This is a genomic window from Nonomuraea endophytica (assembly GCF_014203235.1).
In the GTDB taxonomy this organism is placed as follows: Bacteria; Actinomycetota; Actinomycetes; order Streptosporangiales; family Streptosporangiaceae; genus Nonomuraea; species Nonomuraea endophytica.
Genome location: NZ_JACHIN010000006.1, coordinates 226101 through 247849, shown reverse-complemented (window position 1 = coordinate 247849; position 21749 = coordinate 226101). Strand labels below are relative to the sequence as shown.

Annotated in this window: 21 protein-coding genes; 13 read left to right on the top strand and 8 right to left on the bottom strand. The window is 72.7% G+C overall.

The genetic code is table 11. The features are described from left to right. Positions 1 to 27 precede the first annotated feature (27 nt). Together HNR40_RS23340 and HNR40_RS23335 are read left to right on the top strand one after the other, a co-directional pair. Positions 28 to 567 (top strand): GNAT family N-acetyltransferase, encoded by a 540-nt coding sequence (locus HNR40_RS23340; protein WP_184964722.1) that lies wholly within the window; start codon positions 28 to 30, stop codon positions 565 to 567. 183 nt (positions 568 to 750) lie between these two features. Beyond that, positions 751 to 954 (top strand): cold-shock protein, encoded by a 204-nt coding sequence (locus HNR40_RS23335; RefSeq protein ID WP_184964720.1) that lies wholly within the window; start codon positions 751 to 753, stop codon positions 952 to 954. A 42-nt stretch (positions 955 to 996) separates the two neighbouring features. Here HNR40_RS23335 and HNR40_RS23330 read toward each other — a convergent pair whose 3' ends face one another. Next, positions 997 to 2103, bottom strand: a complete 1107-nt coding sequence (locus tag HNR40_RS23330; RefSeq protein ID WP_184964718.1) for an alpha/beta hydrolase family protein — start codon at positions 2101 to 2103, stop codon at positions 997 to 999. Continuing rightward, positions 2100 to 2705, bottom strand: a complete 606-nt coding sequence (locus tag HNR40_RS23325; protein WP_184964716.1) for a TetR/AcrR family transcriptional regulator — start codon at positions 2703 to 2705, stop codon at positions 2100 to 2102. The genes HNR40_RS23330 and HNR40_RS23325 overlap by 4 nt, the downstream gene beginning before the upstream one ends. 101 nt (positions 2706 to 2806) lie before the next feature. Here HNR40_RS23325 and HNR40_RS23320 point away from each other — a divergent pair, with 101 nt between their 5' ends. Beyond that, on the top strand, positions 2807 to 4306 hold the full coding sequence (locus HNR40_RS23320; protein ID WP_184964713.1) for an MFS transporter: 1500 nt from the start codon (positions 2807 to 2809) through the stop codon (positions 4304 to 4306). A gap of 10 nt (positions 4307 to 4316) precedes the next feature. Here the strand turns inward: HNR40_RS23320 and HNR40_RS23315 are convergent, their stop codons facing one another. Further along, complete coding sequence (locus HNR40_RS23315; protein WP_184964711.1) at positions 4317 to 4787, bottom strand: MarR family winged helix-turn-helix transcriptional regulator; 471 nt, start codon at positions 4785 to 4787, stop codon at positions 4317 to 4319. A 55-nt stretch (positions 4788 to 4842) separates the two neighbouring features. Between HNR40_RS23315 and HNR40_RS23310 the strand changes: the two genes are divergently transcribed. Beyond that, the gene (locus tag HNR40_RS23310) at positions 4843 to 5448 is read left to right on the top strand and encodes a class I SAM-dependent methyltransferase (protein ID WP_184964709.1); all 606 of its coding nucleotides are present in this window, start codon (positions 4843 to 4845) and stop codon (positions 5446 to 5448) included. Continuing rightward, a complete protein-coding gene (locus HNR40_RS23305) occupies positions 5445 to 5972 on the top strand; it encodes a hypothetical protein (protein WP_184964707.1) in 528 nt (175 codons plus the stop codon). The genes HNR40_RS23310 and HNR40_RS23305 overlap by 4 nt, the downstream gene beginning before the upstream one ends. On the opposite strand, the gene HNR40_RS23300 is transcribed toward HNR40_RS23305, so the two are convergent. Together HNR40_RS23300 and HNR40_RS23295 are read right to left on the bottom strand one after the other, a co-directional pair. Next, entirely contained in the window at positions 5933 to 7321 is a 1389-nt protein-coding gene (locus HNR40_RS23300; protein WP_184964705.1) for a glycosyltransferase, read from the bottom strand. The genes HNR40_RS23305 and HNR40_RS23300 overlap by 40 nt on opposite strands. After that, positions 7318 to 9621 carry a glycosyltransferase gene (locus HNR40_RS23295; RefSeq protein ID WP_221340730.1) on the bottom strand — a complete coding sequence of 768 codons (2304 nt, stop codon included), beginning with the start codon at positions 9619 to 9621 and terminating at the stop codon, positions 7318 to 7320. Before HNR40_RS23295 ends, HNR40_RS23300 begins: the two co-directional genes overlap by 4 nt. A 125-nt stretch (positions 9622 to 9746) precedes the next feature. On the opposite strand from HNR40_RS23295, the gene HNR40_RS23290 reads away from it, so the two are divergent. After that, a complete protein-coding gene (locus HNR40_RS23290; protein WP_184964701.1) occupies positions 9747 to 10790 on the top strand; it encodes a glycoside hydrolase 5 family protein in 1044 nt (347 codons plus the stop codon). A 131-nt stretch (positions 10791 to 10921) separates the two neighbouring features. On the opposite strand, the gene HNR40_RS23285 is transcribed toward HNR40_RS23290, so the two are convergent. Next, complete coding sequence (locus HNR40_RS23285; protein WP_184964699.1) at positions 10922 to 11806, bottom strand: LLM class flavin-dependent oxidoreductase; 885 nt, start codon at positions 11804 to 11806, stop codon at positions 10922 to 10924. A gap of 61 nt (positions 11807 to 11867) precedes the next feature. After that, the gene (locus tag HNR40_RS23280) at positions 11868 to 12050 is read right to left on the bottom strand and encodes a hypothetical protein (RefSeq protein ID WP_184965407.1); all 183 of its coding nucleotides are present in this window, start codon (positions 12048 to 12050) and stop codon (positions 11868 to 11870) included. Positions 12051 to 12078: 28 nt separating this feature from the next. On the opposite strand from HNR40_RS23280, the gene HNR40_RS56455 reads away from it, so the two are divergent. Together HNR40_RS56455 and HNR40_RS23275 are read left to right on the top strand one after the other, a co-directional pair. Then, positions 12079 to 12207 (top strand): hypothetical protein, encoded by a 129-nt coding sequence (locus tag HNR40_RS56455; protein WP_281395460.1) that lies wholly within the window; start codon positions 12079 to 12081, stop codon positions 12205 to 12207. A gap of 129 nt (positions 12208 to 12336) precedes the next feature. Next, complete coding sequence (locus HNR40_RS23275; protein ID WP_184964697.1) at positions 12337 to 13590, top strand: sensor histidine kinase; 1254 nt, start codon at positions 12337 to 12339, stop codon at positions 13588 to 13590. On the opposite strand, the gene HNR40_RS23270 is transcribed toward HNR40_RS23275, so the two are convergent. Then, positions 13532 to 14176, bottom strand: coding sequence for a response regulator (locus HNR40_RS23270; protein WP_221340729.1), 645 nt, complete (start codon positions 14174 to 14176; stop codon positions 13532 to 13534). The genes HNR40_RS23275 and HNR40_RS23270 overlap by 59 nt on opposite strands. Positions 14177 to 14299: 123 nt before the next feature. Here HNR40_RS23270 and HNR40_RS23265 point away from each other — a divergent pair, with 123 nt between their 5' ends. The 5 genes from HNR40_RS23265 to ilvA are packed head-to-tail and all read left to right on the top strand — an operon-like array spanning position 14300 to position 21749. Further along, positions 14300 to 14488: a DUF6229 family protein gene (locus tag HNR40_RS23265; RefSeq protein WP_184964695.1), complete on the top strand. Its 189-nt coding sequence runs from the start codon at positions 14300 to 14302 to the stop codon at positions 14486 to 14488. A gap of 16 nt (positions 14489 to 14504) precedes the next feature. Continuing rightward, entirely contained in the window at positions 14505 to 17321 is a 2817-nt protein-coding gene (locus tag HNR40_RS23260) for a type 2 lanthipeptide synthetase LanM family protein (protein ID WP_184964694.1), read from the top strand. 6 nt (positions 17322 to 17327) lie between these two features. Then, a complete protein-coding gene (locus tag HNR40_RS57315; protein ID WP_184964692.1) occupies positions 17328 to 19181 on the top strand; it encodes an ABC transporter ATP-binding protein in 1854 nt (617 codons plus the stop codon). Continuing rightward, a complete protein-coding gene (locus tag HNR40_RS23250) occupies positions 19178 to 20500 on the top strand; it encodes an FAD-binding oxidoreductase (protein ID WP_184964690.1) in 1323 nt (440 codons plus the stop codon). Before HNR40_RS57315 ends, HNR40_RS23250 begins: the two co-directional genes overlap by 4 nt. 34 nt (positions 20501 to 20534) lie before the next feature. Beyond that, complete coding sequence (gene ilvA / locus HNR40_RS23245; protein WP_184964688.1) at positions 20535 to 21749, top strand: threonine ammonia-lyase; 1215 nt, start codon at positions 20535 to 20537, stop codon at positions 21747 to 21749.

Below are 21749 nucleotides of genomic sequence, written 5' to 3'. Positions count from 1 at the left end.
GTCAGCGCGGTCGGATAGGAAGCTTGCATGCTAAAGGGCAACAAGGTCGGGCTCAGGGCACGGCACGACGAAGACATCCCGATCCTGCGGACCGAGCTCTACGACGACGTGGTCAACTCCTCGCGGGCCGAGAGCCGGCCGTGGCGGCCGGTGAAGCCCGGCGCGCAGGATTCACGGCTCGTGGTGACCGACGACGATCCGGCGCTCGTCCAGTTCTCCGTGATCGAGCTGGACGGTGGCACGCTGGTCGGCACCGCGACGTTCTGGGGCATCGACAACCACAGCCGGTCCGCGCACATCGGGCTGGGGCTGCTTCCGGCGGCCCGGGGCAAGGGCTACGGCACCGACGTGGTCGCGGTCCTGTGCCACTACGGTTTCGTCGTGCGCGGTCTGCAGCGGCTGCAGATCGAGACGCTGGCGGACAACGCCGCGATGCTGGGCTCCGCCGAGCGCAACGGCTTCGTCCGCGAGGGCGTGCTGCGTTCCTCGGCCTGGGTGATGGGCACGTTCGTGGACGAGGTGCTGCTCGGGCTGCTGGCCCACGAGTGGAAGCCGAACTCTTCCTGACAAGCGGGTGTACGGCCACGCCGTCGCGTCGTGTAGCTGATCCGCCACTCTGGGGTATCTTCTTGCTGAAGAAAATAGTCATGGCCCGCGGGGGGTGATGGTCGTTCCCCGCGCAGGGCCAGGGTGATCATCGGCTTCCGCGACCGCGGGATCCTTCTCCACCCGCGAGTCTTAGGAGCTGGCATGGCAACAGGCACCGTGAAGTGGTTCAACGCCGAAAAGGGTTTCGGCTTCATCGAGCAGGACGGCGGCGGCGACGACGTCTTCGCGCACTTCTCCAACATCGCCGCCCAGGGTTACCGGGAGCTGCAGGAAGGCCAGAAGGTCTCCTTCGACATCGTCCAGGGGCAGCGCGGCCTCCAGGCGGAGAACATCGTTCCTTCCTGACATGTCTTCACGGCCCCGAGGGTGGGCTCCACCCTCGGTGGATCAACGGCGCAGCCGGGCGTCGATCCAGCGCAGGACGTCCGGGGCCGACGACTGGATGATCTGGAAGTGGTCGACGCCGGGGTAGGTGATCAGTTTCGCGGGCGTGCCGAGTGCCTGGGCGCGCTCGGCGGCTTTCGCGGTCTGCGCCGGTGACACGAGGACGTCGGTGAGTCCCTGCGTGACCAGCATCGGCGCCGTGGAGCGCGCGCGGGGGACCGCGTTGTCGCCGAGCCACCCGCGCAGCTTCGCGGCCGCGGTGCCGGTGGCCGGGGTGAACTCGGTGCCCGGCAGGTTCAGCTTGATGAGCCGGTTCGTCAGTTCCGTCATGCACGTGGTGTGAACGCGCGGGTACTCGCGGCGGGCCCGGGGCCCGAGATAGTCCGCCAGGCGCAGACCGCGATGCCGGGCGGACAGCCCGGCCAGGATCGCCATGTAGTAGCCGTGGTCGAAGGGCTGCAGCCGAGACAGCTGGTCCACATACGGCCGGTTGTCGGTGATCGGGGCGAGCGCGACCGTCCCCCGGAAGTCCAGCCCCCTGCCATACCCGGCGGCGATCTCACCGGCCGCCATGGCCGCGTGCCCGCCCTGGGAGTGCCCCACCGTCAGCCACACCCGGGAGACGTCGGGGCTCAGGTCTCTGGCGGCCCGGACCGCGTCCACGACCGAACGGGCCTGGCTCTCGGCGATCAGATAAGGGTGTACGCCCGGCGTTCCCAGCCCCTCGTAGTCGGTCGCGGCGACCACGTAACCCCTGCGCACGAACCCGGCGAGGTAACCGGGATAGCCATAGCCGCCGAGCTCACGGTCACGCGACGGGCTGCAGCGATCGCTGACACCCGTGGTGCCGTGCGCCCAGGAGACGACCCGCCGGCCGCCCGGCGGAGCCGTTCCCGATGGCAGGAACACCACGCCCGTCACTTCGATCCGGCGACCTTCCGGTGAGGTGGACAGATACCGGACACGAAACCCCGAAGCACCGGCGGCGGCCAGCTCGCCGGACACGGCGATGGGGCGGCTTTCCAGCAGCGTGCCACCGGCGGCCATGGCAGGTCGGGCCGGTGCCGTGAGCAGCGCGGCCAGCAGGAGGGCGACCATCATCGTTCTCATCGAGCCACCCCGAGCGTCACGCGAAGCTGGTCCAGCAGAAGGTCTCGCAGATCCTGTACGGCCGGCTGCGGCTGAGCGAGCACCCTGGGATAGAGCAGGCCGTCCAGCGTGGTGACGATCAGATCGGTGATCACCGCGACCTCGTGCCGGGTCCGGAACGCCCCGCTCTCGATTCCCGCGTTCAGCACGGCCTCGAAGGGCGCGCGATAGCTCGCCTGCAACTGGTGACTGTCCGCGCGGAGCGCTTCGTCGTAGGCCGCCGCCGTCCAGAACTCCATCAGCATCCGCCACACCGGCACCGGCGTCGCGAAGCCCCGATCTACCAGCCCGGCCAGCTGATCCCACGGGTCGGTCAGTTCGCCGACCTCCGCCCGCATCGAGTCCACCTCCGCCCGGGTGGACGTGCGCAGCGCCTCGACCAGCATGTCCTCGCGCGTGCTGAAGTACACCTGCAACGTGCTGATCGCCACGCCACTGGCCTCGGCCACGTCCTTGAACCGCGTCTGATGGAACCCGCGCTCGATCATCACCTCGACCACGTGCCCCAGCACATCCTGCCGCCGCCCACGGGCCCGGCCTCTGCCTCGTTCTCGAACCACCATGGCCGTACTGTACCAAAAACCGGTACCGCGATACCGATCCGGATATTTGAACGATAGTACTACTTGTACTATCGTTCAAATATCTAGCTGGAGGAGGACGTATGTCAGAGGTCGCCGGAGCGCGCGAGTGGGCAGGCCTGGCGCTGCTGGCGCTGCCCACTGTGCTGCTGGGCCTGGACGTCACCGTGCTGTACCTGGTGCTGCCGAGCATGGCCGGAGCGCTGGACCCGTCGGCGACGCAGACATTGTGGATCATGGACGCCTACGGGTTCCTCATCGCCGGCCTCCTCATCACGATGGGAACGCTGGGCGACCGGATCGGCCGGCGCCGCCTCCTGGTGATCGGGATGACGGCCTTCGCGCTCGTGTCGGTGTTCGCCGCCTTCGCCCCCAGCGCCGAGCTGCTGATCCTGGCCCGAGCGCTGCTGGGCGTCGCGGGGGCGACGCTGATGCCCTCGACGCTGTCGCTGATCTCCAACATGTTCCGCGACGTGCGCCAGCGGGCGGTCGCGATCGGTGTGTGGGCCACGATGTTCGCCCTGGGCATGGCGGCCGGACCCGTGGTCGGTGGCGCGCTGATCGACGCGTTCTGGTGGGGCGCGGCGTTCCTGATCGCGGTCCCCATCGCGATCGTCGTCCTGGCCGGCGCGAAGGCGCTCCTGCCCGAGTACGCCGACCCGCGGGCGGGGCGGCTGGACCTGGTCAGCGTCGCCCTGTCCATGGCGGCGATCCTGCCGGTCATCTACGCCGTCAAGCACGCCGCCGCCGACGGCGTGGACGTGACCGCGGTGCTCCTGTTCGCCGCCGGCGTGATCGCCGGTGTGGTCTTCGTGCGCAGGCAACGCGGCCTGACCTCGCCGTTGCTGGACGTCACCCTGTTCGCCAACCGGGCCTTCTCCGCGGCGCTGACCGTGCTGCTCATCGGGCTCGTCGGCGTCGGCGGCACCATGTACCTGGTCACCCAGTACCTCCAGCTCGTCGAAGGCCTCACCCCCTTCACCGCGGGGCTGTGGATGGGGCCACCGGCCCTGGCGATGTTCGCCGCCGCCATCGGTGCGCCGCTTGTCGCCCGGCGGGTGCGCCCGGGGCTGGTCATGGCCGCCACTCTCGCCCTGTCGGTGATCGGGTACGCGCTGCTGGCGACGGCCGGCACCGGCAACGCGGTGGCCGTGGTGACCGGGTTCGCCTTCATCTACCTGGGACTGGGCGCGATCGCCGCCCTGGGCACCGACATGGTCGTCGGCGCCACGCCGGTCTCGAAGTCCGGATCGGCAGCCGCGATGTCCGAGACCGTCCAGGAGCTCGGCCTCGCCGTCGGCGTCGCCCTCCTCGGCAGCCTCAGCACCGCCCTGTACACCGCCGGCATGACCGCACCGGCGGACGCCTCACCGGAGGTCGCCGACCGCCTGACCGGCAGCCTTTCCGGCGCGCTGTCGGTCGCCGGAGAGGTGCCCGCCGGGGTCGTGGGGGCGGCGCGGGAGGCGTTCACCACCGGGGTGAACATCGCCTCGGCCGTGGGAGGCGTCGCCATCGTCGTGGCGACCGCGCTGTGCCTTGCGGTCCTGCGGCATGTCCGCCCACTGGGCGAGAACGTGGAGTGAAGCGGGACCGTTACTTGGGCCGGTCGCGGATGGCCTGGGCGTGCTCGGTCAGCAGGTGGCGGAAACGCTGGAGGAGGTCGGCCAGCCGCCTGAGGTCGTCCTCCGAGGTGCTCCCGAACAGTTCCGTGGTCGCCAGGAAGAAGTCGTCGAACAGGCCGAACGCGCGTTCTGCGCCCAGCGGCGAGGCGTGCATGAGAACGCGGCGGCGGTCCTTCGGGTCGATCTCCCTGGCCGCGTAGCCGCCCGCCTCGAGCCGGGAGGCCATCGCGCTGATCGCGGCCGTGGTCAGGCCCAGAGCGGCGGCGATCTGGCCGGGGCTCATCGGGCCGTGGCGCACGAGCAGGTTCAGGCACATGAGGTCGGTCTGGTTGATCCCGATCTGCCCGGCGGACGCGTTCCCGATGAGGTCGAGCGCCATGCTCAGCTCGAACAGCTCGCCCGTCAGCTCGCGGGCCAGCTCATCCTTCGGATCCTTCGACAAGTTGATACTCAAATCGATTGACTATTAGATGATTTGAGTAAATGCTATCACCGTGATGGACTCTCGCCACCTTTACAACCTCGGCTACCGGCTGGCCCGGATGCCCTGGGAGATCGGGCCGCGGGCGGAGCTGGTCGAGCTGGTGCGTTCCGGACGGCTGGCGCCGGGCAGGGCCGTCGACCTGGGCTGCGGCACCGGGGCGAACGCGATCTTCCTGGCACGGCACGGCTTCGAGGTCACCGGTCTCGACTTCGCCTCCGCCGCCCTGGCCAAGGCGCGCAAGAACGCGGCCAGGGCCGGAGCCGGCGTGCGCTTCGTCGAGGACGACCTCACCCGGCTGCGCCAGGATCATGGCGACTTCGACGTCCTGGTCGACTACGGGACCCTCGACGACCTGTCGGCGGCCGGCCGCGATCGGTACGTGGCCAACGTGGTGCCGCTGGCCCGTCCCGGCGCGCTGTTTCTGCTGTGGTGTTTCGAGTGGGCGCCGCGCCGCTTTGAGAGGCTGCGGCCCATGGCGCCCGGCGAGGTGCGGGAGCGTTTCGGCGGCCACTTCGCCGTCGAGCGCCTCACCAGGACGACGGTGACCGGCCGCCGGCGCCTCATCCCCGGCCACGCCGCCTACCTGATGACCCGGCACGACGAGGTGGACCTGCCGTGACCGCCCAGATCGCGATGGCGTGGGCCCTGGCCGGGCTCGTCGCCGCGCTCGCACTCGTCCTGCTCTCCGGGCGCATCGGACGGGAGCGGGCGGCGTCCTGGCTCGTCGTGCTCGGCCTGGTCGTGCTGGCGCTGGAGGAGCCGTTGCTCACGCTGTTCTGGTCGGTCGCGGGGCCCGGCGCCGACCGGGACGGGATGGCCACGCTGGTCACCGAGCTGGCCAGGGCACACGTCCTGGACAGCGCGGCCATGGCCGCCGGGCTGCTCGTCCTGCTCGGGTGGATCGCGCTGACCGCGTTCCGGCGGGGGGAGCGCTGGGCGGTCGGAGTGTTGAGCACGGCGTGGGTGGTGGTCGCCGCGATCGTGGTCACGACGACGCTGGCCGTGCACGGCAGGGGGTTGCCGGTCGGGCCGGGCAGCGGGTTCGGGTGGGAGCAGCTCGCGGTCGGGCTGCTCGCCTGGTTCGCCGGGTTGTGGGTGATGCGTCAGGCGTCGATGAGGCCGTGCTCGGTCAGTTCCCAGTAGTGGCGGCGGCTGGGCCGTACGAGCTGCCAGAGGGCGCGGTAGGCGGCGACGCTCATCAGCGCCCAGTAGACCGGCACGAACAACATCGTCCGCACCGCGGCGTGCAGCCCGCGCTCCAGGCAGCCCGCCATGTAGCCGTGCATGAGCAGCAGGTTGCCCGCCAGCATCGAGGCCACGGCGGTGTACAGGACCGGGCCGGGGAACAGCCCGGCGATCGGGGCCGAGCCCGCGACGAGGTAGAGCGCGGTCATCGCCCAGAAGATCGGGTTGAGCAGCGTGGTGAGGGTGGAGAAGCCGACCGCGAGCTGGAACGCGGCGAAGCCGCGCGGGCCGAGCTCGCGCCACAACCGCACCGGCGCGCGCATGTGCACCAGCCAGGTCTGGCAGTAGCCCTTGATCCACCGGCTGCGCTGGCGCAGCCAGTTGCCCAGCCGGCAGTTGGCCTCCTCCAGCGTCACCGACTCCATCATGCGCACGCTCCAGCCGCGCCTGGCGATCCTGATGCCGAGGTCGGCGTCCTCGGTGACGTTGAACGGATCCCAGGCGCCGAGGTCGCGCAGGGCGCTGGTGCGGAAGTGGTTGGAGGTGCCGCCCAGCGGGATCGGTAGCCGGAAACGGTCGAGGCCGTGCAGGAACAGCCCGAAGTTGTGGGCGTACTCGGCGGCGAAGCAGCGGGTCAGCCAGTTCGTCCACGGGTTCCAGTACTGCAGTTCGGCCTGCACGCACACCATCCACCGCGGCGAGCTGCGGAAGGCCGCCACCGCCTTGCGCAGTTGGAGGGGCTCGGGCTGGTCCTCGGCGTCGAAGATGACGCAGAACTCGCCGCGCGCCTGCCGCAGCCCGACGTTGCAGGCCTTGGGCTTGGTACGCGGGTGCCCGGCCGGGATCACCACGACCTCGAAACCCGGCGGCAGCCCGGCGGGCAGCGCGCCCCTGGTCTCCTCGTCGTCCTCCTCGACCAGCAGCAGGATCTGCCGCCGGTCGTGCGGGTAGTCGAGCGCGGCCAGCCGGTCGAGCAGGGCGCGCAGGATGTTGCCCTCGCGGTAGAGCGGCACCAGCACGGTGTACACGGGCAGTTCGTCGTCCGGCGGCAGTTCCCCCGGGCCGAACCGCATCACGTGCGAACGGTCGTGCCCATAGGTCAGCAGCACCTTGAACGCGATCACGGCGACGTAGAGCACGCTCGCCGCAGCGGTCAGAACCAGGCCGGTCAGGGCGGGGTCGGCCACCGCGGCCACGCCCGCCAGCAGCGCCGCGCCGGTCGCGGCCAGCGCCTGGCCACGGCTCAGCAGCCGCCGGGCGCTGTCGTGCTCCGGTACGCCCGTCGTGGGCAGCGTCCGCTGGGTCATGCCGAGCTCCCGATGCCGGAGAAGCGGTAGATACGCCGGTACGCGTCCTCGTAGACCAGCGTGTAGCGATTCAGCTCCGGCGATTCGCCCAGAGCCCGCCAGACCGGATCCTGATGACCCGGGGTGCGCCGCAGGTGGATCCAGCGGACGTCGCTGGCCGCCGGGTCGCGCAGCGCCGGTTCCCATCGGCGGAAGCTGCCTTCGTACAGGATCGAGGAGAGCGGCAGGTGGGAGTCGAACGTCATCGTCTCGTTGCCGAAGGAGGCCATGAGCACGCGGCCGCCGTCGTAGTGCGTGCGCAGCCACTGCGCGGCGGTGCTGTTGGCGCGCTCGACGCCGGTCGCGCGGAAGGCCTCGGCCTCGCGCCTGGTGTCGATGCCCGAGGCGGCGGCGGTCACCGCGCAGGCGACGACCACCGCACCGGCGAAGACGTGGCCCAGCGTGCGCAGCCGGGCGGCGGGCACCCGGGCCATCCTGAGCCGCAGGGCGGTGACGAGGGTCCTGACCTCGGCGGCCAGCCCCCCGGTGAACAGCGCCACGGGCAGCAGCATGACCAGGCCGAAGCGGACGTTGTACAGGCTGCCGGTGACCTCTTCCACGTGCAGCGGGCGCTGGCCGCCGTACAGCGCGTACACGAAGAAGGGCGCGAACACCAGCAGCGCGAGCGGCACCGGCGAGCGCCGCCGCATCAGGTGCACGGCCAGCCCGGCCACCCCGAGCACCGGCAGCACCGGCCCCATGTTGCCCACGACCGCGTAGGCGTAGGTGAGCGCCGACATCATCCAGTCGCCGGTCGTGACCTCGGCGCCCGACACCCACAGCGAGGGCTTGGAGAACTCGCCGCGGTGGAAGAAGAACGGATCCCCGAAAATCACCGTGTTCCAGGCCAGCCAGCCCGCGATGCCCGCGCAGGCGAGCAGCCCGTAGAAAATCACGTGCGCCTCGGCCCTGCGCAGCCTGCTGCCGCGCGGCGAGCGGGTCCAGGTGATCGCGATCACGACGGCCGCCGCCGTCGGGACGAAGAACCACGCCTCGTAGCGGGTGAGCGTGGCCAGCAGCGACGCCACGCCCGCCGAGGCCAGGTGCCTCGGCGCCCAGGTGCGGCACCAGCGGGTGAGGTGATAGGTGGCCGCGGCCAGGCACGCCAGCAGCGGCAGCTCGGTCATCGGCGTGCTCTGCAGGTAGAGGGCGCTCGGGCAGAGCATGAACACCCCGCCCGCCGTCAGGCCCGCGGCCCTGCTGTGCGTGAGCAGGCGCGCGGTCCCGTACAGGTAGCGGGTCGTCAGCACGTAGGCCGTCATCGAGATGAGCGAGCCCGCCAGCCCGGACAGATACCAGGAGTCCACCCAGACCAGCGGCAACGCCACCAGATGTGGGAACGGCAGCCAGACCCCGCCCAGCTGCGCGAATCCCGGCGTCGGCGACTCCAGCACCCGGCGCGAGATCAGCAGGTGCGAGACGGCGTCCGGGTAGGACAGCGGCACGTCGGCGAAGTACACGCCACCGGCCACCGACAGCACGACGGCGACCACGGTCAGCCAGGCCAGCGCCACGTCCCGCGGGCGGACCAGCCGCTGCGCGGCGCGCCCGGCCGGGCTGTGGCGGAACATGCCCGCCCACAGCCGCCCCAGGCCCACCAAGGAGCGCAGCACGACCGCCGGGCGCAGGCCGGTCTGGTGGCCGTGCTCGCGCGGGAAGTGGTCCACCGGCCGCTGCACCACGCGGGCGCCCCTGGCCTGGATCTTGGCGAGCAGCTCCGGCGAGATCGTGGCGGCGTCGCCGCGCAGCGTGACGTTCTCCAGCAGCCGCCGGTCGAGCAGCTTGTACGCGCAGTCCATGTCACGCACCCGGATGCGCAGCAGCGCCCGGCACAGGCGCGTCCACAGCCAGCCGAACATCCGGCGCGCCGGCGGGTCGGCGCGGCGCTGACGGTAGCCGATGACGGCGTCGGCCCGTTCGGCGCCGGCCAGCTCCACGAACCAGGGCAGCTGCCTGGCGCGGAACTGGCCGTCGGAGTCGGTCAGGAAGATCAGCTCGGCGTCGGTCGAGTCCAGCGCGGCCTGGATGCCGGTGCGTACGGCCGCGCCGTACCCCTGATTGGCGGGATGGTGAACCACGAGCACCCGGCCGGGGAAGCGCCCGGCCAGCCGCTCGGCCACCTCGCCCGTCGCGTCCGATGAGCCGTCGTTCACCACGATCACCTGGTGATCGGTTCCTTCCAGGACGGTCAGGAAATCCACAACCGTCGATTCCAGGCTGCCCTCTTCGCAATAGGCGGGCATCACCACGGCCAAGCTCACCAGCATCTCCAGACGCAGGCTCGGACTTACTCGACCTGACGGTTCATGTCAGGCAGAGTGGATCAACGGGCAGGGTATACGGCGTTTCCGCAGGTTGGACGGGGACGCGCCGACAATGCGAGGGGATGGCGATGGGCGTGTGGATGGCCGGGATGCTGATGGCGCTCCTGCCGGTGGTGCCGGGTCCCGACTCCGGATTCGTGCGCGCCGAGGGGACCCGGCTGACGCTCGACGGCCGGCCGTACGTGATGGCGGGGCTGAATGTCTACAACGCCGCCAGTGACGGCAACTGCTGGTATCCCATGTCGCTGGGCAGGTCGCTGCGCCAGATGCGGGGCAACGTCATCCGCGTCTGGTTCTTTCAGCGGCTGGCGACCAAGGACGGCAGGCGCGACTGGCGCGCGCTGGACCGCGTGCTGGCCACCGCGCGGCGGCACGGGGTGAAGGTGCTGCCCGTGCTGACCGACCAATGGGGCAAATGCGAGTGGAGCGGCTACAAGACCGAGAGCTGGTACCGGGGCGGCTACCGCGAGATCGACCCCGGCGGCACCGTCTCCTACCGCGACTGGGTGGCCGAGGCCGTGCGGCGCTACCGCCACGACCCGGCGATCGCGATGTGGACCCTGGTGAACGAGGCGGAGGCCAAGCCCTCCGGCGCCGCCGACTGCGGGCCGGGCGCGACCGGGGCGCTGCGCGGCTTCGCCGACGACGTGGGCGCCGTGGCCAAGGCCGCCTCGCCCGCGCACCTGCTCACGCTCGGCACCATGGGCGGCGGCCAGTGCGGCACCGCCGCCCAGAACTACCGGGAGGTCTACGCCTCACCCGCGCTGGACGTGTGCGAGTACCACGACTACCACGAGCCGGACGAGGCCATCCCGGGCAACGAGTTCGACGGGCTGGCCGTACGGCTGGCGCAGTGCGAGGCGCTGGACAAGCCGTTGTTCGTGGGGGAGGCGGGTATCGACCCGAAGGCGACCGGCGGGCTGCGCGGCCGGGCCAGGGCCTACGCGGTCAAGATGTCGGCGCAGTTCGCCGCGGGGGTGGTCGGGTTCGTGGTCTGGGCCTGGTGCGACGCCGGGCGTACGGACGGCGACGCCTTCGTGGTACGGCCGCGCGACCCCGTGCTCAAGGTCCTGGACAGGTGGACCCGCCGGAAGCCCCGGTTGTGACCTGGGCGTATCGGCGGCAGGATGGCGGGGTGCAGTCCTGGGCGAGAATTGTCTGTGTGGTTCTGGTGGTCGCGTTGGTGGGGGGTGCGCTGCTCGCGGCGGTCAACGCCGTGGTCGGGTCGCTCTGAGCGTCAGCGGCGGGCCTGGAGTATGCGGCCGGTCTCGGCCAGGAGCTCGCTCTGGCGCAGGCGGTCCTCCGGGAACGGCATCGCGATGACCCGGTGCGCGCCGGCCTCGGCGAGGGCGGCGAGCCGTTCGGCGGCTGCCTCGGGCGGGCCGGTGAGCAGGCCGTCGCGGGCGTCCTGCTCGGTCATGCCGTACTCCATCAGGGATCGGGCCTGCGCGTCGAGAACGGAAGGCGGCAGGTCGCCGAGCCCGGCGCTGAGACCGATGGTGATGCGGGGCGCGGGACGGCCGTAGGCGGCGGCCAGCTCCGTCAGGCGGCGGGCGTGCTCGGCGACGTCGGCGGGGGTGGCGAAGGCCGGGTAGGACTCGTCGGCGAAGCGGGCGGCGCGGCGCACCGGTCCGGCGCCGATGAGGATCGGCGGCATGGGCGCACCGGGCGACAGCGTGATCTCCTCTCCGTTGAGCGTGGTGGGTTTGCCCTCGACCAGGCCCGGCAGGATCTCCAGCGCGGCGTCGGTGCGCCGGGCGCGTTCCGCGTAGGGGACGCCGACGGCGTGCCAGGCGGCCTCGCCGTGCACCGGGCCGCCGGAGCCGACGCCGAGCAGGATCCGGCCGCCGGACAGGTGCTGCAGGCTGGCGATCTGCTTGGCGGCCCAGGCGACGGGGCGCAGGGCCAGGATCATCACGCCGAAGCCGAGCTTGACGCGTTCGGTGACGGCGGCGGCGGTGGCCAGGACGATGGTGCTGTCGAGATAGGGGCGTACCGGGATCAGGTGGTCGCCGACCCAGATGGACTCCAGGCCGAGGTCCTCGGCGTGCCGGGCATGCTCGCGCACCCCGGCGCTCTCGTCCACGCCGAACGACGGCAGGGTCACGCCTAGCTTGAGCACGGTGTTCTCCCTTGATCAATGGATGTCTGCGCCCAGCCTGCAATCTCAAGCATGGTTGAGGTCAATCTCGGCGCAGGACGGTTCCGGCGATGGCCGCCCCGATGAGCGCGCAGCCGGCGGCGGTCAGCCCCGTGCGGTAGGCGGCGGCGAGCAGGCTGCCCAGGACGGTGACGCCGAACGCGATGCCGAGCTGCTGGTGGGTGTCGTTGAGCGCCGAGCCCATGCCCGCGCGCTCCGGTGGCACGGAGCACCGGCACGATGCCCGGCGGCGTGTGGCTGCGCGAGCCGCCCGCCCCGCAGCGCTCGCCGCGCACCCGCCGAGCGCGGACGACGGCTGGGACGCCCACTTCACGCGGGGCATGGACTTCTTGCTGGCGGGTCTGGAGTCCTACCGGTCCTGAGGGCTCCCACAGGTCCATGCCGTCGATCTTGATGACCTCGGCATGGAGCTGGCAACCGGGCGGGCGTCTTGACGTGCGCCTGACGCGCGGAGATCCTTCAGGCCGGATCGGCGGAAGGGCGGCCCTGCCATGCACTCTCCACCCGCGGCGGCCGAGCCCGCCGGCCAGTCCCGGGCGGGTGGGCGAGGTTCGCTGGGCTGGCGCGATCCGCTGTTCCTGGCCTCGCGGCCCAGCCGGGAGCGGGTGTGCCGGTTCGTGGCGATGCTGCTGCTGTTGCAGAGAGCCAGCTATCTGCTGCCGGCGGGCGCGAGCCTGCTGGCCGCCGAGGCGCTGTTCGCCGACCTCGGCCGCAACGCCGCCCTGCTGGCCCTCGCGCTGGCCTGGAACGTGACGTTGTTCCGCTGGGTCGCCCGCCGGGGCTGGTTCGCGCCGCTCGCGGTGGTCATCGACGTGGCGGCCACCTGCGTGTTCATGGTCGCGGTGACGGACGCGTGCCTGCCGGGTTCAGCCGCGTGCGTGTCCAACTGGTCCTCGCACGCCCTGCTGGCGACGGGGGCGCTGATCGGCGCGGTCAGCCGCCGCGCGATCCACTTCGCCGCCCTCCTGCCCCCGATCATCGTGTACGCGCTCGCGCACGCCGCCGACCTCGGCCAGCGCTACCCGTTCCTGCTGGAGCTGGCGGTCCGGGTCAACAGCTACGTCTGGTTCGCGATCATCGTCTTCTTCATCCGCCGCTACCTGGCAGCCCAGGCCACGCGGCTGGACGGCCTGGCCGAGCAGCGGCTGGCCACGGAGGCTGAACGGGTGGCGGAACGGGTGGCCGAGCACGCCAGGCTGGCCCACTTCCGGCAGCTCCACGACACCGTGCTGGCCACGCTGACCGCGATCGCCCGCGGCGGCCTCGACCACCACACCGAGGAGGTACGCCGCAGGTGCGCCTCCGACGCCTCCTATGTCCGGGCCCTGATCAGGCAGGACGCCGCCGGATCCGCCAACGGGCTGAGCAGCGGCCTGGCCAGGGCGGTGGCCAGGGCGGCCGGGCTGGGACTGTGCGTGCGCTACGCCGCCGAGGCGCTGCCCGAGGACCTGCCGGCGGAGGTGTCGGTGGCCATGGCGGAGGCGGCCGAGGAGGCGCTCAACAACGTGGCCAGGCACTCCGGCGAGCGGGAGGCCTGGCTCACCGCGGTCGAGGTGGACGGGGTGGTCACCGTGCGCGTGGTCGATCGCGGCGTCGGCTTCGCCCCTGACCTGGCCGAGCCCGGCTACGGCCTGCGTTCCTCGGTCGTCGGGCGGATGGCCGAGGCGGGCGGCGGCGCGGAGGTCATCACGGCCCCCGGTGAAGGGGTGTGCGTGGAGCTCCGGTGGCCAGGCCGTCCTCTCTGACGCGGGTGGCCAGCTCCAGCTTGGTGTAGGCGGGCCGGCCGGCCTTGCGGTACTTGTCCTTGACACGCTCCAGGTAGTTCTTGGCGGTGCCCGGCTGCACCCCGGCGCTCCGGGCGGCGGCGGCCAGCGTCATGCCGGAGGCGTAGGCGAGCAGGACGGCGCGTTCCTGCGGGGACAGCACGGGCCGTTCGCCGTCGCGCGCGGCCAGCCAGCCCAGCGCCAGCTCCGGCGACAGCGCCACCCCCTCCTCGGCGACCTCCCTGACCTTCGCCAGCAGGGCGGCCAGGTCGTGGTCCTTGGTGAGGTAGCCGCACGCCCCGGCGTCGATCATCTGCACGGCCATGTCGCCCGAGGTCACCACGCTGACCACGAGCACCCGCCGATGCAGACGCGCCAGCGTGCGGACGTTCTGGACGGGGTCGGAGCCGTCGGCCAGCAGCAGGTCGAGCAGGACCACGTCGGCGGGGGCGGGTTCGGTGCGCAGCAGCTCGGCCACGGTCGCGGCGCACGCGGTCAGCCGGACCTCGGGCACACCGTCAAGCCACGCCGTCAGCCCGTCGATGAGCATGCGGTCATCGTCAATCACAGAAAGGGTGATCACTCCTGTCTTTCCCATATCCGGAATGTCGTGTCAAGTGCGCAGTTATTACGCCTATCGGTGACGGACCCGGCGGCAGAACATGGCGCCAAGTCCGAGAAAGGAGCAAGCATGACCGTCACGCTCGAGAGGGCCGAAGAGATCATCCTCGCCTGGAGGACCGGCGAAGAGCCGGACAGCCCCGTCGGCCCCCTGCTGCCCGGCATGTACGTCGAATCCGAGATCACCATGACCGGCCCCGGCCACTCAGGAAAGTGCGGGACCGCCTGCTCGGGCTCGCGTACCCGTTACTGCTGCTGAGCGGGGACGGGAGCACATGGCCGGTGAGTTCGATCCCCCGCTGGACCCGCTGATCGCGGCGCCGCTGGCCGGTCTGGAGGCCCGGCTGGGGTCGCTCACCGGCCTCGCCGCGGCCGAGCGCGCCGCCATCCTGGCCGGCTCCGCGCAGTGCGTCGAGGAGGACGTCCGACGCAAGATCACCAGAGTGCTGGTGCTGGAGCTGAACGCCGCGCGCCTGTCCGGGAAGCTGAGCGCCCCGAGCTCGGAGGAACGCTGGCTGGAGTGGAAGGACGCCGTGGCGCGACCGGCGTTCTGGCAGGCGCTGGCGGAGCCGTACCCGGGGATGATGGGGCGGCTCATGACGGTGATCCGCAACCGGTGCGCGGCCGCGCACCGCTTCGCGGCGCGTTTCGCCGCCGACCGCGCGGCGCTGTCCACGCTGCCCGGCGCGCCGGAAGGGGAGCTGGAGCACGTCGAGTTCGGCGCGGGCGACAGCCACCGCGGCGGGCAGACCGTCATTCTGGTGCGCGGCGCTGATGGCCGGGTGATCTACAAGCCGCGCTCGCTGGCCGTGGACGCCGCGCTGGCCGAGCTGCTCACGCATCTCGGCGTGTCGACCATGCGCGTGCCCACGGTCGTGACCAGGCAGGAGTACGGCTGGGCCGAGCACATCGGGCACCGCCACTGCGCCGGCGACGGCGAACTGCGCGCCTTCTACACCGGGATGGGCCACTGGCTGGCGCTCATGCGCCTGCTCGGCGGCAGCGACCTGCACGCCGAGAACCTCATCGCGGCCGGCCCGCGGCCCGTCGTGGTCGACTGCGAGAGCCTGTTCGCCCCGCACGCCAAGGCCCGCCCCTCCGGCTACGGCCAGGCCGTCGACCTGGCCGTGGAGCTGGTGGACGCCTCGGTGATGCGGACCGGGCTGCTGCCGGGACGCGGCGTGGCCCTGGGCTGGCGGGGCGTGGACATGTCGGCCGCCGGCGCGCTGCCGGGGCAGCAGCCGCAGGTCGAGCTGCCCGTCGTGCTCGGCGCGGGCACCGACAGCCCCCGCATGGGCACGGAACTGGTCGAACTGCCCCCGGCGGCCAACCATCCCAGCCCCGAGCCGGTGCTCGGCCACTACTGGGACGCGATCATCGCCGGGTTCGACGAGCTCGACGCCCGCCTGGCCGACCTGGACCGCTCGGGCAAGCTGGAGCCGCTGCTGGCGGGCTTCGCCGACTGCCCGGTGCGCGCGGTGCTGCGCTCCACCGAGTCCTACGCCGAGCTGGGCCGCATGCTGTGGCACCCGGTCGCGCTGCACGACGAGGCGGGCGCCCGCGCCAAGGCCGCCGCCCTGCTGGCCAAGATGTCGGAGAACGTGCCCGGCGCGCCGGGAGACGCCGCCATCATCGCCGCCGAGGTGGACGAGCTGTGCGACGGCGACATCCCGATGTTCGACACCACGCCGCGCGCCGGCATGCTGCGCGGCCCGGCCGGCACCCGGTGCGGGCCCGAGCTGGATCTGGTCGCCGACGCGGTGGCCCGATGGCGGGCCCGCGACCACGCCCTGGACCGCGGGGTGGCGCAGGCGGCCCTGGTCAGCGCCTACCTCAACGAAGGCTGGATGCCGGAGGACCAGGGGCTGTCGCCCGGCGTGATCCGTACCGACCGGCTGGAGTCGCGCCGCAGGACGGCCGCGGCCGGCATCATGCGCGGCGTGCTCGGCAGCGCCGTACGCGGCGGCGACGGCACGGTCACCTGGATCACGCCCCTGCTCACCCCCACGGGCTGGGCCGTGCAACCCCTGGCCGCCGACCTGTACGGCGGCGCCCACGGCGTCGCGATCCTGGTGAGCGCCTACCTGGCCGAGAGCGCGGCGGGCCGGGCCGACCCCATCGACGGCCTGCGCGAACTGCGGACGGCACTGCTGCACACCATCCGCCTGGCCGAGGACCGCGACGCGGAGAAGCGGCAGGAGGGCATCCCGCTGCGGCCCGAGCCGCCCGGCGCCTACCTGGGCATCGCCTCGCAGATCTGGGGCTGGCTGCTGCTGCGCTCACTCGGAGCCGTGGGAGACGAGGCGCTGGCACGCGCCCGCGCGCTGGCGGCCCTGCTGCCCCCGGCGATCGAGGCCGACGACGCCTACGACCTGCTGTCCGGGATGGCCGGCGCCATCGTCCCCCTGCTGCGCCTGGCCGAACAGAGCGCGGAACCCCGCTGGACCGAACTGGCCGCATCGATCGGCGCCCGCCTGGCCGCCCTCGCCGAGCACCGGGAGGGCGGCGTGTGCTGGCCCAGCCCCCGCTTCCCCCAAGGACTCGGCGGCCTCGCGCACGGCGCCACCGGCATCGGCTGGGCCCTGTCGCGCCTGCCCGGCCGGCGCGAACTGGCCGACGCCGCCTTCGCCTACGAGGACGCGCTCTACGACCATGACCAGCGCGGCTGGCTCGACCTGCGCGGCGACGGCCACACCGCCGCCGCCTGGTGCCACGGCGCGGGCGGCGTCGGCATCGTCGCCGCCGACCAGCTCGCCCGCCACGGCGGCGGCCCGTGGCGCGAACGCCTGGCCAGAGCCGCCGCCTCCTGCTGGGCTGACGGCACCGGCTGGAACCACACGCTCTGCCACGGCGACCTCGGATCCTGGGAGGTGATCGAGCACGCGCGGGCCGCCGGCGTCGCACCGGTCGGGCGCGAGCCGCTGCTCGCCCACATCCTGGGCAGCCTGGAGACCAACGGCCCGATCAGCGGCCTGGCCAGGGACGCCTTCGCGCCCGGCCTGCTGCCCGGCCTCGGCGGGGTGGCCTACCAGCTGATGCGCGCGCACCCGGGCAGCGCGCTGCCGTCCGTCCTGCTCCCGGACCTGGAGTGAGATCGCGTGGAGGATGACCTCGTCGCCCCCTACTGGCACCTGGACCGTCCCGACCCGGCCTCGCGGCGCACGTTGCGCCGCCTGCCCGCGCTGACCGCGCCCGTCCTGCGCCTCATCTGGGACAGCGGGCGCCGCCCGGCGCTGGTCATCCTCGCCCTGCAGCTCGCCGCGGGCGCCGCGACGGCCAGTGGGCTGCTGGCCACCGCCTCGGTGCTGGACGACCTGCTCGCCGAGGGCGCCGCGCCGGAACGGCTGGCCGCCGCCGTGCCGGGCCTGGCGCTCGTCGCCGCGATCGTGGCGCTGCGCGCGGCGGCCGAGGCCGCGGTCGAGCTGGCCAGGGCGCGGCTTGAACCCGCGCTGCGGCGGGCCGCGGAGGAACGGCTGTTCGCCGCCGCGCTCGGCGTGCGGCTCGCCGACTTCGACGACGTGGACTTCTACGACGGCCTGCACCGGGCCCGCGACCGCGGCCTGTTCCACCTGGACCGGGCCGTGGCCAACACCATCGACCTGCTCGGCGCGGCCTGCGGGGTGACGGCGGCGGCCGCCGGGCTGGCCGTCCTGCACCCGCTGCTGGTGCCGCTGCTCGTGCTCAGCGTGATCCCCGAGGGCTGGGCGGTGCTCAGGGCCGCCCGGCACGGGTACGGCGGCATGCGCGAGATGGTCACGCTCAACCGGCGGGTCGACATGCTGGCCGACCTGGCCACCGAACGCGAACCGGCGGCCGAGGTGCGGGCCTGCCAGGCGCAGCCGTACGTGCTGGACGAATACCGGCAGGTGGCGAACGTCCTGCAGAAGACCGAGACCCGGGTGGGCCTGTCCATGGCCCGGGTCAGGGCGGCAGGGCGGGCAGCGGGCGGGCTGGCCATGGCGGGGGTGCTGGCGGTGCTCGGGCTGATGCTGCACTCCGGGTGGATCGCGCTGGCCGCCGCCGGGACGGCGGTGATCGCCGTGCGGGTGGCCGCGACCGCGCTCAAGCAGCTCGCCCAGGCCGCCAACCAGCTGTTCGAGCAGTTCATGTACGTGGCCGACTACCACGACTTCCTCGCCGACGCGCACGCGCGCCGCGCCCCTTCAGGAGGTACGGCGGCGCCCCGCTCACCGGAACGCCTCACGCTGCACGGCGTCGGCTTCACCTACCCGGGCAGCTCACACCCGGCGCTGCACGACATCGACCTGACCATCCACGCGGGCCAGACGATCGCGCTGGTCGGCGAGAACGGCTCCGGCAAGACCACGCTGGCCAGGCTCCTGGCCGGTCTCTACCACCCCAGTACCGGCGCCCTGCGCTGGGACGGCCTCGACACCTCCGATCTGGACCCCGCCTCGCTCGCCGACCGGGTCGTGCTGGTGCCGCAGCACCCGCTGCGCTGGCCGCACGACGCCAGGACCAACGTCCGCATGGGCCGCCACGACCGCCCCGACCCGCACGACCACGCCCTGCGCGAGTCCGCCGCGCTGGCCGCAGCCGACGACGTGGTCGCCGAGCTGCCCAACGGCTGGCGGACGCTGCTGTCGAAGCAGTTCAGGGGCGGTCACGAGCTGTCGGCGGGGCAGTGGCAGCGGCTGGCGGTGGCCCGCGGCCTGTTCCGCGACGGCCCGCTGCTCATCTGGGACGAGCCGACCGCGCCGCTGGACGCCAAGGCCGAGTACGCCGTGTACGAGACGCTCCGCAAGATCGCGGGGGAGCGGACCGTGGTGCTCATCACCCACCGGCTGACCAGCGTGCGGCACGCCGACCGGATCGTCCTGCTGCACCGGGGCCGCGTGGCCGAGCAGGGCACCCACGAAGAACTGCTCGCCCTGCACGGCCGCTACGCCGAGCTGTACGCGCTGCAGACCGGCAAGACGGCCAGCCGATGAAGCTCATCCACCCGGGCGAGCCCGGCTACCAGGCCAGACGCAAGGCGTTTCTCGGCACGCTCACCGAGCGGCTGCCCGCCCTCATCGCCTGCTGCGCGACGGAGTCCGACGTCGTGGCCGCCCTGGACCTGGCGCGCGCACGGGGGATGCCGTTCGCGCTGCGCGGTGGCGGTCACAGCTTCGCCGACCATTCCTCCACCACCGGCCTGCTCATCGACCTGTCCGCCATGAAGACGCTCGTGCCCGGCCCGGAAGAGGTCAGGGCCGGCGCGGGCGTACGCGTCGGCGAACTCGCCGAGAGCCTCGCCGCACACGGCCGGCTGGTCCCGTGCGGCTGGTGCCAGGACGTGGGCGTGGTCGGAGCGGTGCTCGGCGGCGGCTACGGCGTGCTCAGCCGCCTGTACGGCCTGGGCGCCGACCACCTGCTCGCCGCCCGCGTGGTCCTGGCCGACGGGCGGATCACCGACGCGCCCGAGGACCTGCTGTGGGCGCTGCGCGGCGCGGGCGGCGGCAACTTCGCCGTCGTCACCGAGGTCACGCTGCGCACCCGCCCCATCGTGCCGATCACCGTCGTCCAGGCCATCTGCCCGTACACCCGCGCCGCCGACCTCGTCGAAGCCTGGCAACACCACCTGCCCGAGGCGCCCGGCGAGGTGAACCTGGAGATCGCCGTCATCTGCGGCGACGAACCGGAGGAAGAGCCCTACGCCGTGCTCTTCGGCGCCGTAGCCGGAACCGAGGAGCAGGCCCGCAAGGTCCTCGCCGACCTCCCGCCCCTGGAACAGGTCAGCCTCACACCCCTGGACGGCCCGGCCGCCGCCCGCCACCACGCCTACGCCGACGGCGGTCCGGGCGCCGTCACCGACCTGCCTCCGGGCGAGCGCCCCGGCCTGCGCCTGAACAAGTCGGGCTTCTTCCCCGGCCGCCTGCCCCGCGCCGCCATCGACGACCTGCTGGAACGGCTGGCCGCCGACCGCGTCTACGGCGAGATCCGCGACCTGGAGTTCGTCCCCTGGGGCGGCGCCATCGCCCGCGCGAACGGCGGCGCCTTCGCCCACCGCACCCCGCGCTTCCTGCTGAAGCAGTCCGTCCAGGTGGGCTTCCGCGCCACCGGCGAACGCAGGCACGAGGCCCACGCCTGGCTCTGCGCGTCCTGGGCACGGCTGACACCCTGGACCCGCGGCGTCTACCCCAACTACCCCGACGCCGACCTGCCCGGCTGGCCCGCCGCCTACCACGGCGAAAGTCTGGAACGCCTGAGAGAGGTGAAGGCCGCCTACGACCCCGGCGGATTGTTCGCATTCGCGCAGTCACTGTGATCGGCCGGTCTCGCACGGTGGGAGACTTGCCCGCATGACCGGTCCGCAGGTTTCCTTCGACGACGTCCTCGCGGCGCGGGAACTGCTCACAGCGGTGACCGTGCGCACCCCCGTGCTGCCTTCGCGGGTGCTGTCCGACCTGGCCGGCGGCCCCGTCCACCTCAAGTGCGAGAACCTGCAGCGGTCGGGCTCGTTCAAGGCGCGCGGGGCGTTCGTCCGCATCGCCAGGCTCACCGAGCGGGAACGCGCCCGCGGCGTCGTCGCGGCCAGCGCCGGAAACCACGCCCAGGGCGTCGCCCTCGCCGCCGGGCTGGTCGGCGCCAAGTCCACCGTCTACATGCCGGAGGGCGCCGCGCTGCCCAAGGTCGAGGCCACGCTCGGCTACGGCGCCGAGGTGCGCCTCGGCGGCCGCTCCGTGGAAGAGGCGCTGGCCAGGGCGCACGAGCACGCCGCGGAGACCGGCGCCGTCGTCATCCACCCCTTCGACCACCCCGACGTCATCGCCGGTCAGGGCACGATCGGCATCGAGATCCTCGACCAGCTCCCCGACACCGCCACCATCGTCGTCCCGATCGGCGGCGGCGGGCTGGCCGCCGGGCTCGCGCTGGCCGCCAAGTCGCTGCGGCCCGGCATCACGGTGGTCGGCGTGCAGGCCGAGCGGGCCGCCGCCTATCCGCCGTCGCTGGCCGCCGGGCGTCCCGTGCTGCTGGAGCCGTACCCGACGATCGCCGACGGGATCGCCGTCGGCCGGCCCGGCGACCTGCCGTTCGAGCTGATCCACTACCTGGTCGACAAGGTCGTCACCGTGACCGAGGAGGAGATCTCCAAGGCGCTGGTGCTGTGCCTGGAGCGGGCCAAGCAGGTCGTCGAACCAGCCGGGGCGGTCGGCGTGGCCGCGCTGATGGCCCACCCCCGGGCGTTCGAGCCGCCGGTGGTCGTGCTGCTGTCCGGCGGCAACATCGACCCGATGCTGCTGGCCCGGGTGCTGCGGCGCGGCCTGGCGGCGGCCGGACGCTACCTGGCGGTGCGGGTCCGCCTGCGCGACCGGCCGGGCGCCCTGGCCGCCCTGCTGACCGATCTGGCGGCGCTGCGGGTGAACGTGCTGGACATCGTGCACGAACGCGTGGGCTCCGGGCTCGACGTGGACGAGGTCGAGGTGCAACTGCAGCTCGAGACCCGCGGCCCCGACCACGCCGAGGACGCGCTGGCGGCGCTGCGCAGGGACGGCCACCGCCTGGTCCTCGGCTGA